Origin of the sequence: Streptomyces mirabilis (assembly GCF_018310535.1) — a bacterium.
Taxonomy (GTDB): Bacteria; Actinomycetota; Actinomycetes; order Streptomycetales; family Streptomycetaceae; genus Streptomyces.
The window spans coordinates 6,220,533-6,233,295 of record NZ_CP074102.1 but is presented as its reverse complement, the minus strand read 5'-3'; the positions used below and the strand labels follow the sequence as shown (position 1 = coordinate 6,233,295).

Sequence of the window (12,763 nt, the reverse complement as noted above, 5' to 3'; positions counted from 1 at the left end):
ACCGGAAAAAGCACTGCCGTAGAACCGGCGGAAAGAGCGCGTCCGTCGAGCCGCCGGAAACCCGGCCGCAAGACCCCCGAAAAAAATCCGCCTCCGTCGCGACGGACGCCCGGCCCCTCCCCGTAGAGCAGATGTCGGAGCTGCTCCACGGCCGAAGGGTGGACCGGATGGGTGTCGAGATCTGTGTGGAGGGGCTGACCAAGTCCTTCGGTCACCAGGTCATCTGGCAGGACGTCTCGCTGACGCTGCCCGCCGGGGAGGTCTCGGTCATGCTCGGCCCCTCGGGCACGGGCAAGTCGGTGTTCCTCAAGACGCTCGTCGGACTGCTGAAGCCGGACCGGGGTTCCGTGAAGGTCGCGGGCCGGGACGTCACCAAGCTGCGCGAGCACGAGCTGTACGAGGTGCGGAAGCTGTTCGGGGTGTTGTTCCAGGACGGTGCGCTGTTCGGCTCGATGAGCCTGTACGACAACATCGCTTTCCCGCTGCGCGAGCACACCCGCAAGTCCGAGAGCCAGGTCCGGCGCATCGTGCTGGAGAAGATGGACATGGTCGGGCTGATCGGTTCGGAGGGGAAGCTGCCCGGCGAGATCTCCGGCGGGATGCGCAAACGGGCCGGGCTGGCGCGAGCGCTGGTCCTCGATCCGGAGATCATCCTGTTCGACGAACCGGACTCGGGACTCGACCCGGTGCGCGTCGCGTACCTCAACCAACTCATCGTCGACCTCAACGCGCAGATCAACGCGACGTTCCTGATCGTCACGCACGACATCGCCTCGGCCCGCCAGGTGCCGGACAACATCGGGCTGTTGTTCCGGCGCGAGCTGGTCATGTTCGGGCCCCGCGAGAAGCTGCTGACCAGCGACGAGCCCGTCGTACAACAGTTTCTGAACGGCCGGATGCAGGGGCCGATCGGGATGGCGGAGGAGAAGGACGCCGCGCAGGTCGAGCAGGAGCTGGCGCGGCTCGGCGACGCGGACCGGAAACCCCGCCACGTCGGCAACGACATGACGCCGCGCCTGATGCCGGGCCCCGGCATCGCTCGTCCGCCCCGCTGGGAGGCGATCGCGAGACGCGAGGCCGAGCTGCACCGGAAGGCGGTGACCGGCGCATGAGGCTGTCACCTACCGGGGCGCTGAGGCACTCGGGGAACCTCTTCGCGATGGCGCTGGACGTCGTCCGGACCGTGCCCCGACGGCCGTTCCAGGCACGGGAGTTCATCCAGCAGGCCTGGTTCGTCGCGAGCGTCACCATCCTGCCGACGGCCCTCGTGTCCATCCCCTTCGGTGCGGTCATCGCGCTGCAGATCGGCAGCCTGACCCGGCAGCTCGGCGCCCAGTCGTTCTCCGGGGCCGCCTCGGTGCTTGCGGTGCTGCGCGAGGCATCGCCGATCGTCACCGCCCTGCTGATCGCGGGCGCCGGCGGCACGGCGATCTGCGCGGACCTCGGGGCGCGGAAGATCCGCGAGGAGATCGACGCGATGCAGGTGCTGGGCATCGACCCGATCCACCGGCTGGTCGTCCCGCGGGTCCTGGCCTCGATGGTGGTGGCGGTGTTGCTCAACGGCCTGGTGTCGGTGGTGGGCGTCGCGGGCGGCTACTTCTTCAACGTCGTCCTGCAGAACGGCACACCGGGCGCCTATTTGGCCTCCTTCACCACGCTCGCCCAGCTCTCCGACCTGTGGGCGGCGGAGATCAAGGCGCTGGTGTTCGGCGCGATCGCCGCGATCGTCGCCTCGTACAAGGGACTCACCGCGAAGGGCGGCCCGAAGGGTGTGGGCGACGCGGTGAACCAGTCGGTGGTGATCACCTTCATGTTGCTGTTCGTGACGAACTTCGTGATGACCGCCGTGTACTTCCAAGTCGTTCCGCAGAGGGGCTGAGTCATGGCGCTGCTGAATCGTCTGGAGGAGCTGGGCAGCCAACTGTCCTTCTACGGCCGCTCATTGGCGTGGACGGGCCGCACCCTGCGCCGCTACAAGAAGGAGATCCTGCGGCTGCTCGCCGAGGTGAGCTTCGGGCGCGGCGCCCTCGCCGTCGTGGGCGGCACGGTCGGCGTCATCGCCTTCCTGTCGTTCTTCACCGGCACGGAGGTGGGCCTGCAGGGGTACGCCGCACTCAACCAGCTCGGCACCTCCAACTTCGTGGCGTTCCTCTCGGCGTATTTCAACACGCGTGAGATCGCTCCCCTGGTGGCGGGTCTCGCGCTCTCCGCGACCGTTGGTGCCGGGTTCACCGCGCAGCTGGGCGCGATGCGGATCAGCGAGGAGACCGACGCCCTCGAAGTCATGGGCGTCCCCTCGCTGCCGTTCCTGGTGACCACCCGGATGATCGCCGGCTTCGTCGCGGTGATCCCGCTGTACGTGGTCGGACTGCTGTCCTCGTACTTCGCCGCCCGCACCATCACCACCGGCTACTACGGGCAGTCGGCGGGCACCTACGACCACTACTTCCAGCAGTACCTGCCGCCGGTCGACGTGCTGTGGTCCTTCGGGAAGGTGCTCGTCTTCGCCGTCCTGATCATCCTCGTGCACTGCTTCTACGGCTACTACGCGAGCGGCGGCCCGGCGGGCGTCGGCGTCGCCGTGGGCCGCGCCGTGCGCACCTCGATCGTCGCGATCAACGTCCTGGACTTCTTCCTGTCGCTCGCGATCTGGGGCGCCAACACGACCGTACGGATTGCGGGGTGAGCCGAATGAGAGTGCTGAGACTGCGGTTGTACGGCGTCGTGTTCCTCGCCGTGCTCGCGCTGCTGCTGTCCCTGTCCGTCGCCGTGTACCAGCAGGTGTTCACCCCGGCCGTACGGATCGAGCTGGAGGCCGACAGCCTCGGCAACCAGCTCGATCCGCGCGCCGACGTCAAGCTGCGCGGACTGCTGGTCGGCGAGGTGCGCGCGGTGCACGCCGACGGGACGAAGGCGACGCTCGACATCGCGCTCAAGCCGGAGTACGTCGCGGACATCCCCTCCGACGTGCACGCGCGTCTGCTGCCCAAGACGCTGTTCGGCGAGAAGTACGTCGACCTGGTCGCTCCCGCGCGCTCCTCGGCCAGGCCCATCCGCGCGGGGGACGTCATCACCCAGGACCGCACCCGCGTCGGCATCGAGCTCCAGCAGCTGATGAACGACCTGCTGCCGCTGCTGCAGACGGTGCAGCCCGGCAAGCTCAACGCCACGCTCTCCGCGTTCGCCACCGCCCTCGAAGGGCGCGGCGACCGGATCGGCGACAACCTCACGCGCGTGGAGGACTATCTGCACCGGCTCAATCCTCATCTGCCGTCCCTCACCGAGGACTTCGCACGGCTGGCCGACGTCGCCGAGGTGTACGGCGACGCGGCTCCCGATCTGATGGCGATCCTGCGCAACACCGTCACCACCAGCCGCACCCTGGTCGAGCAGCGGGACCGGCTCGCGTCCGCGCTCACCACGACGGCCACCGCCGCGGCCACCGCGAACGACTTCCTCGACGCGAACGGCGACCGGCTGATCACCCTGGGCCGGGTCTCCCGCCCCACGCTCGAACTCTTCGCCCGCTACTCGCCCGAGTACCCCTGCCTCCTCGCCGGCCTGGTACGCGAGGAACAGGCATCCGAGCAGGCGTTCCGCGGCGGCAAGATGCACATCACGCTCGAAGTCGTCCGTCAGCAAGGGGCGTACGAACCCGGCGAGTACCCCCGCTACGACGACCGGTCGGGGCCCGACTGCCGCGACCTGCCCCATCCGCCGGTACCCGCGCCCGGGATTCACCTCAACGACGGTTCGGCGAAGGGCAGTTCGTCCAGTCCGGTCGGCGTCTCCGCCACCCGGGCCGAGCAGCGCTCCGTCGGCTCGCTCGTGGCGCCCGTCATGGGCGTGCCCGCTGACGAGGTGCCGCCGGTCGCGACCCTGCTGTTCGGACCGATGGCGCGCGGGACGGCGGTGAGCGTCGCATGAGGACGTCAGGAGCCCGGCGGGCCGCTGCCCCGCTGATCAAGTTCAGTCTCTTCGCCCTGGTGACGATCCTGGCGACGGCTCTGCTCGCCGCCACCATCGTCAACATCTCCCTCACCCCCGAGCACACGTATCACGCGGTGTTCAGCGACGTGACGGGCCTGGAGAAGGGCGACGACATCCGGGTGGCCGGGGTACGGGTCGGCGAGGTCGAGGACATCAGCATCAAGGACCGGACGCTGGCGCAGGTCACCTTCAGCGTCGGCGCGGACCGTCCGCTGCTGAACAGCACCGGCGCGGTCGTCCGCTACCGGAACCTGGTCGGACAGCGTTACGTCGCCCTGACCGAGGGCGCGGGAGACGGCACCCGGCTGAAGCCCGGCGCCACGATCCCGCTGTCGCGCACGCAGCCCGCGCTGGACCTCAACGCGCTGCTGAACGGCTTCAAGCCACTGTTCGCCGCGCTCAGCCCGCAGGACGTCAACCAGCTCGCCACCGAGATCATCCGGACACTCCAGGGCGAGGGCGGCACCGTCAACAGCCTGCTGGTGCATACGGCTTCGCTCACCACGACCCTGGCCGGCCGCGACAAGCTGATCGGGGCGGTGATCGACAACCTCAACACCGTGCTGGAGACGCTGGACAAACGCGGCGCCCGCTTCTCCGGGCTGCTCAAGCAGCTGCGGCGAGTGATTTCGGGACTGTCCGCCGACCGCAAGCCCATCGGACAGTCGCTGGTGGGCATCGGCGACCTCACGGACGCCACCTCGGGGCTGCTCAAGGACGCGCGTCCGCCCCTGAAGGACGACATCGCCGAGCTGACCGATCTCACCGGAACGCTGAACAAGAACGAGAACACCGTGGAGGGCGTGCTGAAGCGGCTGCCGAACAAGCTCAACGAGCTGACGGGGACGGCGTCCTACGGCTCTTGGTTCAACTTCTACCTCTGCGACTTCGACGGCCGGATCGTGCTGCCGAAGACGAAGCAGGTGCTCACTCCCGAGCTGCACGTGGCGAGCGCGAGGTGCGGCGCATGACAAAGCACTTCCTTCCGCGCAGGACCCGTAAGCGCCGCCCGGAGCCGCTGGTCAAGGTCCGCATCGACCCGCCCAAGCTCCCGAAGATACGGCTGCTTCCGCGCCGGGCACCGCGCCCCCGCCGCCCGGAACCCCTGGTCAAAGTCCGCATCGACCCGCCCAAGCTCCCGAAGATACGGCTGCTTCCGCGCCGGGCACCCCGTCCCCGCCGCCCGGAACCCCTGGTCAAAGTCCGCATCGACCCGCCCAAGCTGCCTAGCGTCCGGATACGCCGCCCGCGGCTGACCCCGTTCCGCGAGCGCAACCCCGTGGTGATCGGAGCCGTCGGTCTCACCTTCCTCGCGCTGCTGACCGTGGCCGCGTTCAACGCCGACAGCCTGCCGCTGATCGGCGGAGGCGAGACATACAGCGCGGCCTTCTCGGAGGCGGGCGGCCTCAAGCCCGGCGACGAGGTGCGGATCGCCGGCGTCAAGGTCGGCAAGGTCGAGGACGTCGATCTGGACGGTGACCACGTCAAGGTCACCTTCAAGATCAAGGGCGATCCTGGATTCGGCACCGAGACCGGCGCCTCGATCCGGGTCAAGACGATCCTCGGCGCGAAGTACCTCGCGCTGCGCCCCAAGGGACCGGGACAGCTGAAGCCCGGCAGCGAGATACCGCTGAAGAGGACGGTTCCGGCGTACGACGTCGTGCAGGCGTTCAGCGATCTCACTACGACGACGGAGAAGGTCGACACCGACCAGTTGGCGAAGGCCCTGGACACCATCTCCACCACGTTCCAGGACTCGCCCGCCGAGGTGCGGGCGTCCATCAAGGGCCTGTCGAAGATCTCCCGGACGGTCGCCTCGCGCGACAAGGCGCTGGGCGAACTCCTCGACCACGCGAACGGCGTCACGGGCGTGCTGGCCGAGCACTCCGAGGACTTCACCGCGCTGGTCAAGGACGGCGACCAGCTGTTCAAGGAGATCAGCAAGCGGCGCAAGGCGATCCACAGGCTGCTGAAGAGCTCCGCAGCGCTGGGCATCGAGCTCTCCGGCCTGGTCGAGGACAACGACAAGGAGATCGGGCCCGCGCTCAAGGGCCTGAATCGCGTGGTGCAGATGCTCGAACGAAATCAGTCGAGCCTCGACCGGAGCGTCAAGCTGCTCGCGCCGTACGTCCGGGTCTTCAGCAACACCCTCGGCAACGGCCGCTGGTTCGACAGCTACGTCCAGAACCTGGTCGCCGCTCCGGTGGTGCCGCGCACGGGAGGCACGCAGTGAAGAACCTGAAGAGGCGCGTGGCCGTGGTCACCGCACTCGCCCTCGTCGCCGCGCTCACCTACGTGCTGTGGCCGCGCTCCGAGTCCGTGTACGTGACCGCGTATTTCCCGCGCACGGTCGGCATCTATCCCGGCTCGGACGTCCGCGTCCTCGGCGTCCGGATCGGCGAGGTCGAGAAGATCACGCCGGAGGGCGACCGGGTGCGGGTGGAGCTGAAGTACGACGAAGGCCGCAAGGTGCCGGCGGACGCCAAGGCCGCCATCATCAACTCCTCGGTGGTCAGCGACCGTTACGTACAACTGCTGCCGGTGTACCGAAAGGGCCCGGTACTGCGCAGCGGCGCCGTCATCCCCGAGACGCGGACGGCCGTACCGGTCGAACTGGACCGCGTCTTCGACAGTCTGCACACGACGGCCGACGCGCTCGGCCCCAACGGCGCCAACAAGGACGGCTCGCTGTCACGGCTGCTCGCGGTGAGCGCGGACAACCTCGACGGCCAGGGCGCGAACCTCAACCAGACGGTCGAGGACCTCTCGCAGGCCGTCACCACGCTGTCCGACGGCCGCAGGGACCTGTTCGGCACGGTACGGAACCTGCAGGTGTTCACGGCTGCGCTGGCCGCCGACGACAAGAGCGTGCGGTCCTTCAACACCAGCCTCGCCGAGGTCGCCGAGCAGCTTTCGGGCGAGCGCAAGGACCTCGCGGACGCGCTGCGGAACCTGGGACCGGCGCTCGGCGACGTGTCCGCCTTCGTGAAGAACAACAAGAAGTCGCTGACTTCGAACGTGAAGGGCCTCAGCAAGGTGACCAAGGTGCTCGTCACCCAACGGGCCGCTTTGGCCGAGCTGCTGGAGGTCGCCCCCACGGGTCTGTCGAACCTGAACAACGCCTACAACCCGTCCTCGGGCACCCTCGACACCCGCAACAACGCCCAGCAGGCTCAGGATCCGGCCTCGCTGCTGTGCTCCGTGCTGAAGACGACCGGCGACGAAGGCGGCAAGAACCCCGACTGCAAGGAGCTGAAGGATCTCTTCGACTCCCTGCCGAAGGTGTCTCAGGGCTCCGCGGTGACGGGAACGGTCGACCGGACGCTCGGCGGAATTCTGGGGGCGAGCGCATGAGCGCACTGCGCAAGGTCGGGGCGGTCGCGTGGGCCGCGGTCGGCTCGCTGCTGCTCTCCGGGTGCGAGTTCAACGGCTGGTACGACGTCCAGCTGCCCGGCGGAGCCGCCGCCGACGGTCACGCGTACCACGTCACCGTCGAGTTCCGCGACGTCCTCGACCTGGTGCCCCAGTCGGCGGTGAAGGTCAACAACGTCACCGTGGGCGCGGTCGAGAAGGTGCAGCTGGACGGCTGGCACGCGCGCGTACGGCTGCGGGTCGCCGACTCGGTGAAGCTGCCCGCCAACGCGGTCGCGGAGCTGCGGCAGACCAGCATGCTCGGCGAGAAGTACGTCGCGCTCTCCGCCCCGTCCGGCACGGCGCCCGTGGGGCGGCTCGGCGACGGCGACCGCATTCCGCTGTCCCGCAGCGGCCGCAATCCGGAGATCGAGGAGGTGCTGTCCGCACTGTCCGCGCTGCTCAACGGCGGCGGAGTGGCCCAGCTCAAGACGATCACCGTGGAGCTGAACAAGGCCCTGAACGGCCGGGAGAACCGGGTCAGATCGCTGCTCAAGGAGCTGAACACCTTCATCGGCGGTCTGGACGACCAGCGCAAGGACATCGTCCGCGCCCTCAAGGCCGTCGACCGGCTCGCGGGGCGGCTCGGCAAGGAGAAGAAGACGATCGCCCAGACCGTCGACGCGATGCCACCCGCTCTGAAGGTCCTGGCCGACCAGCGGCGCGATCTGACGAGGATGCTCACCGCCCTTTCGAAGCTCGGCAAGACAGGAGCCAAGGTGGTCACGGCGTCGCACGACGACACGGTCGCGAACCTCAAGCAGCTGCGGCCGATCCTGCGGCAGCTGAACAAGGCAGGCGACGATCTGCCCAACTCTCTGGAGTTGCTGACCACTTACCCGTTCCCACGCAACGTGGTGGACGCCGTCAAGGGTGACTACGTCAACCTCGACATCACCGCCGACCTCGATCTGTCGGACCTGTACGGGAACGTGACGGACGGCAACTCCGGCCGGGGCAGAGGCGATTCCCAGAAGCCCGGCACTCCCGACGTACCGCATCTCCCTGACCTGCCGAGCGTTCCGACACCCACCGCGCTGCCGAGCACACCGAGCCTGCCGTCGTCCCCCTCGGTGCCGTCGGTGCCGTCGGCCCCGTCGGGCGGCGGCGGTCCGTTGTGCCCGCCGGTGTGCACCAGCAGCTACACAACCGACGCGGAGCTACCCAAGGGGATAGACCTCGCTCTCGCGGAGCTGATGTTGAAGGGGGTTCAGCCGTGATCAGCCGTACGGTCAAGGCCCAACTCCTGGCCTTCGCCACCGTCACCGCCGTCGGGGTGTCCTACGTCGGCGCCGAATACACCGGCCTGGTGGACGACGTCCTGGGCCGCGGCTACACCGTGCAGGCGGACTTCGCCGACTCCGGAGGCATCTTCCAAGGCGCCGAGGTCACCTACCGCGGGGTGCCGGTGGGCCGCGTCGGCGCACTGCGGCTGACCGGCTCCGACGGCATCTCGGTCTCCCTGGACATCAAGGACGGCGCGCCACGCATCCCGGCGGACACCCTGGCCGTGGTGGCGAACCGCTCGGCGGTGGGCGAGCAATACGTAGATCTACAGCCGCGTACTTCGCATGGCCCATATCTCCTCGACGGCAGTGCCATCCCCCGCGGCAGCACCCGCGTGCCGCTGCCCACGACGGACCTGGTCCTCAGCCTGGACCGGCTGGTCAACTCGGTCGGCAAGGGCGATCTACGAGTCACCGTCGACGAGTTGGGCAAGGCCTTCTCGGGCACCGGCCCGAATCTGAGCCGACTGGTGGACTCGGGCAACGCGCTCGTGGAGTCGGCCTCCGAGTCACTCCCCCAGACGATCTCGCTGATCGAGGACTCGCGAAAGGTCCTCAAGACGCAGTCCGACCAGGGCTCGTCCATCAAGTCGTTCGCGCACGACCTGGCGGCTCTCACGGCACAGCTGAAGTCGAGCGACGGGGACCTGCGCAAACTGATCGGCAACGCGACGCCGGCCGCGCAGCAGGTGAACTCGCTGCTCAAGTCCACCGGGCCACAGCTGTCGGTCCTGCTGGCGAATCTGATCAGCGGCGGTCAGGTCACGCTGGCCCGCCTGCCCGGCGTGGAGCAGTCCCTGGTCACCTTCCCGGCGCTGGTCGCGGGCAGCTACACGGTCGTCCCGGGCGACGGCACCACCCACTTCGGCCTGGTGGTGAACGCCGACGACCCGCCGCCGTGCACCCAGGGGTACGGGACAGCACGGCGCGATCCCTCGGACACCAGCCCGCGCGAGGCGAACACCGACGCGCGCTGCACGGCCCCGCGCGGAAGCAAGACGTCGGTACGGGGCGCGCAGAACGCCCCCGGCGCGTCGGCAACCTCCAACGACGCGAACCAGGCGGCGCAGGTCACGCCGTACGACCCGGAGACCGGTACCGCCACCGGCCCGGACGGAAGGCCCGTCGAGATCGGCTCGACGGGCGGCCAACAGGCGGTGTTCGGAAGGGAGTCGTGGCAATGGCTGCTAGTCGGACCGATGGCATGAGCGGGGCCAGGAGAAGTGCTCTGTCGGGCAGTGCCTGGTCGGTGGGGCTCATCGTGGCGACCGTCCTCACGACCACGCTGACGATCTGGCTGGGCTTCGGGCTCTACCACCAGCGCGAGGCGGAGCAGCGGCGCCAGGACATCCTGGCCGCGGCCCGCCAGTCGGCGCTGAACTTCACCTCGCTCGACTACCGGCACTACGACCGGGACAGCGCGAACGTCCTCCAGGGCGCCACCGGCGACTTCAAGAAGCAGTTCGCCGCGCAGACCGAGCAGTTGACCAAGCTCGTCGCCGAGAACGAGTCCGTGTCCGAGGGCCAGGTCCTCGACGCGGGCATCGTCCGCTCCGACGAGCACTCGGCCCGCGTCCTGGTGGTCGCCGACAGCAAGGTGACCAACACCGCCGCCCCCAAGGGCGAGGCGCGCACCTATCGGCTGCAGCTCGACCTGGTGCACCGAAACGGCCGCTGGCTGACCTCCGACGTCGAGTTCGTCGGCTGACCGCGCCCTCCCCGCCATACGACCCATGAGGACATGAGGAGTAAGACCGTGGCGAAGACGACCACCCGAAGCCGCGGCTCCGGTTCCGGATCCGGCACCCGGCACACCATGACCGCGGCCGCCCGCGCGGCGGCCAAGCGCGCGGAGCGCGGCCACCTCGAACCGGACCCGGCGTCCACCGACGAGGAGGCCCCGGGACGGCCCGAGGCATCGACCGCCGGCCGCACCGTGCTCATCGAGGCCCCCGATGAGGACGGCTGGGACGACCCGCCCGAGCCCTCGCCGGAGTGCTTCGAGGAGGACCCGCCGCAGGAGGAGGGCGAGCCCGGCTCCGGTACGGCTACGCGGCACGGTCGGCGGCGGCTGCTCACCGCCGCCCTAGGTGTCCTGCTCCTGGCGGGCCTGGTCGCGGCCACCGTTCTCGGGTGGCGCTACCGGGAGGGCGTGCGGGCCGAACAGACACGCGGTCAGGCACTCGCGGCCGCACGCCAGGCGGCGCCAGTCGTGCTGTCGTACGACTACAGGCACCTGGACCGCGACTTCGCCGCGGCCCGCGCCCGGCTCACCGGGCACTTCCGCGACGAGTACCGGAAGACCACCACGACGGTGGTCGGGCCGACGGCCAGGAAGTACCACGGGGTGGTGAAGGCCACGGTGGCGCAGCCCACCGGCGGCTCCCCGGCGGCCTCCGTGATCTCGGCCTCGGCCGACCGGGCCGTGGTCCTCCTCTTCGTCAACCAGGTGACCACGAGCACCCAGGTCTCGGGCTCCCGCGTGGACCTGAACCGGGTGCGGATGACGGTGGCTCTTACGTCCGACGGCTGGAGGGTGAGCGGGGTCGACGCGCTCTGACATCTGCTTCTTCCGGGGGCTGAAGGGCAGACGAGGCGGGTTGCATGCCGGGGACGGCTGCGCGATTCGTGGATGCGGCCTCTGAGCTGTGCGGACGTTTTTTCGCCGCCTGACACGGCAAGCCCCCGAAAGGCCGGAAAGGGCCTCCGACGCAGGTCAGAGGCCCTTTCCGAGGCAAAGCCGCAGGTGGCGGCAGACGAGTCGGGCTGTACGCCGGGTTCTGTCGCCCGGGCGCCTCGCGGCGGCCGGGGAGACGGCCATCCATCTAGGACCGGCGTTGCCGCCGGTCTCGTGCGGTCTACCCGCGGACTCGGGCGGGCAGCCCTCGAACGTCCGCGCAGGACCGCCTGTCACCAAGCGGCCCCTTTTGACCTTGCTCCAGGTGGGGTTTACCTAGCCGCCTGAGTCACCTCAGGCGCTGGTGGTCTCTTACACCACCGTTTCACCCTTACCGAGGACCGAGGTCCCCGGCGGTCTGTTTTCTGTGGCACTGTCCCGCGGGTCACCCCGGGTGGCCGTTAGCCACCACCTTGCCCTGTGGAGCCCGGACGTTCCTCGGGAAGGTCCACAAGGACCTCCACGCGGCCGTCCGCCCGGCTCGTCTGCCGTGTGGACCATGGTACCGGGCGAGTGGTGCGCCTCGGGCCGGCCGTCGCGAGCACAGAGCCGGCCAGGATGAGGGCGAAGGCGGCGAGGACGCCCGGAGTCAGGCGTTCGTCCAAGAAGACGGCACCCGCCGCGACGGCGACGGCCGGGTTGACGTACGTGATCACCGTCGCCCGCGTCGGGCCCGCCTCCTTGATCAGTTCCAGGAAGGCCACGAAGGCGACCGCGGTGCAGATGACGCCGAGGCCGGCGAGGGCGGCCAGGATCTGTGGGGAGGGGAGCCCGGAGGGGTGGGTGACGGCCGCCGCGGGGGCGTAGACCAGGGCCGCCAGGGTCAGGCACGCGGCCGTGAGGTGGAGCGAGGGGACGTTCTTGAGGTGGCGGGCGGCTATGACGGGGGCGGTCGCGTACCCGATCACCGTCAGCAGTACCTCGGCGAGCGAGCGGGCGTCGCCGCCGGTCAGGTGCGGGACCGTGAGGACCGCGACGCCGGACAGGCCGAGGGCCAGGCCGGTCATCCTGCGGGCGCCGAGGCGTTCCGTGTCGCCGAAGAGGCGGGCCGCGGCCACGCCGACGATCGGCACCCCGGCGATCAGCAGGCCCGCCGTGGAGCTGGAGAGGTGGCGCTCGGCGTCCGTGAGGGTCCACCACGGGACCATGATCTCGATGCACGCGAAGGCCAGCATGGGGCGCCAGTGGGTTCGTATGGTCCGGCCGAATCCAGTAGGACCCCCTTGGCGCAGGGCGAAGGGGAGCAGCAGCGCTGCGCCCACCGCGCAGCGCGTGAACACCACCGTCGACGGGGACACGCCGTCCACCGCCACTTTGATCATCAGGTAGGGGATGCCCCAGACCACTCCCATCAGGGAGAACAGGAACCAGCCGCGTGCAGTCATGGGGGGAGTTTCGG

Annotated in this window: 11 protein-coding genes, 1 other RNA gene and 1 pseudogene; 11 read left to right on the top strand and 2 right to left on the bottom strand. The window is 69.4% G+C overall.

What is annotated here, in order from left to right; translation table 11 throughout:
- The first annotated feature begins 167 nt into the window (after positions 1–167).
- The 11 genes from SMIR_RS27455 to SMIR_RS27405 all read left to right on the top strand — a co-directional run bounded on the left by SMIR_RS27455 (position 168) and on the right by SMIR_RS27405 (position 11,247).
- A complete protein-coding gene (locus SMIR_RS27455; protein ID WP_168500976.1) occupies positions 168–1,112 on the top strand; it encodes an ABC transporter ATP-binding protein in 945 nt (314 codons plus the stop codon).
- Positions 1,109–1,879: an MlaE family ABC transporter permease gene (locus SMIR_RS27450; RefSeq protein WP_168490876.1), complete on the top strand. Its 771-nt coding sequence runs from the start codon at positions 1,109–1,111 to the stop codon at positions 1,877–1,879. Before SMIR_RS27455 ends, SMIR_RS27450 begins: the two co-directional genes overlap by 4 nt.
- Positions 1,880–1,882: 3 nt before the next feature.
- Positions 1,883–2,686 carry an MlaE family ABC transporter permease gene (locus SMIR_RS27445; RefSeq protein ID WP_168490879.1) on the top strand — a complete coding sequence of 268 codons (804 nt, stop codon included), beginning with the start codon at positions 1,883–1,885 and terminating at the stop codon, positions 2,684–2,686.
- A gap of 5 nt (positions 2,687–2,691) precedes the next feature.
- Entirely contained in the window at positions 2,692–3,927 is a 1,236-nt protein-coding gene (locus SMIR_RS27440; RefSeq protein ID WP_168490882.1) for an MCE family protein, read from the top strand.
- Positions 3,924–4,961 carry an MCE family protein gene (locus SMIR_RS27435; RefSeq protein WP_168490884.1) on the top strand — a complete coding sequence of 346 codons (1,038 nt, stop codon included), beginning with the start codon at positions 3,924–3,926 and terminating at the stop codon, positions 4,959–4,961. The genes SMIR_RS27440 and SMIR_RS27435 overlap by 4 nt, the downstream gene beginning before the upstream one ends.
- 281 nt (positions 4,962–5,242) lie before the next feature.
- Positions 5,243–6,223, top strand: coding sequence for an MCE family protein (locus SMIR_RS27430; protein ID WP_168500977.1), 981 nt, complete (start codon positions 5,243–5,245; stop codon positions 6,221–6,223).
- Positions 6,220–7,344, top strand: coding sequence for an MCE family protein (locus SMIR_RS27425; protein WP_249938488.1), 1,125 nt, complete (start codon positions 6,220–6,222; stop codon positions 7,342–7,344). Before SMIR_RS27430 ends, SMIR_RS27425 begins: the two co-directional genes overlap by 4 nt.
- Positions 7,341–8,621, top strand: a complete 1,281-nt coding sequence (locus SMIR_RS27420) for an MCE family protein (RefSeq protein WP_212727510.1) — start codon at positions 7,341–7,343, stop codon at positions 8,619–8,621. The genes SMIR_RS27425 and SMIR_RS27420 overlap by 4 nt, the downstream gene beginning before the upstream one ends.
- A complete protein-coding gene (locus SMIR_RS27415) occupies positions 8,618–9,895 on the top strand; it encodes an MCE family protein (RefSeq protein WP_168490888.1) in 1,278 nt (425 codons plus the stop codon). Before SMIR_RS27420 ends, SMIR_RS27415 begins: the two co-directional genes overlap by 4 nt.
- Positions 9,862–10,395, top strand: coding sequence for an Rv1363c family protein (locus tag SMIR_RS27410; protein WP_249938487.1), 534 nt, complete (start codon positions 9,862–9,864; stop codon positions 10,393–10,395). The genes SMIR_RS27415 and SMIR_RS27410 overlap by 34 nt, the downstream gene beginning before the upstream one ends.
- Before the next feature lie 48 nt (positions 10,396–10,443).
- Positions 10,444–11,247, top strand: a complete 804-nt coding sequence (locus tag SMIR_RS27405) for an Rv1363c family protein (RefSeq protein ID WP_422664467.1) — start codon at positions 10,444–10,446, stop codon at positions 11,245–11,247.
- A 193-nt stretch (positions 11,248–11,440) separates the two neighbouring features.
- On the opposite strand, the gene rnpB is transcribed toward SMIR_RS27405, so the two are convergent.
- An RNA gene (gene rnpB / locus SMIR_RS27400) (RNase P RNA component class A) lies at positions 11,441–11,848 on the bottom strand.
- 64 nt (positions 11,849–11,912) lie between these two features.
- Positions 11,913–12,749 (bottom strand): annotated as a pseudogene (locus SMIR_RS44975) (EamA family transporter); the annotation flags it as partial.
- Between the last annotated feature and the right edge of the window lie 14 nt (positions 12,750–12,763).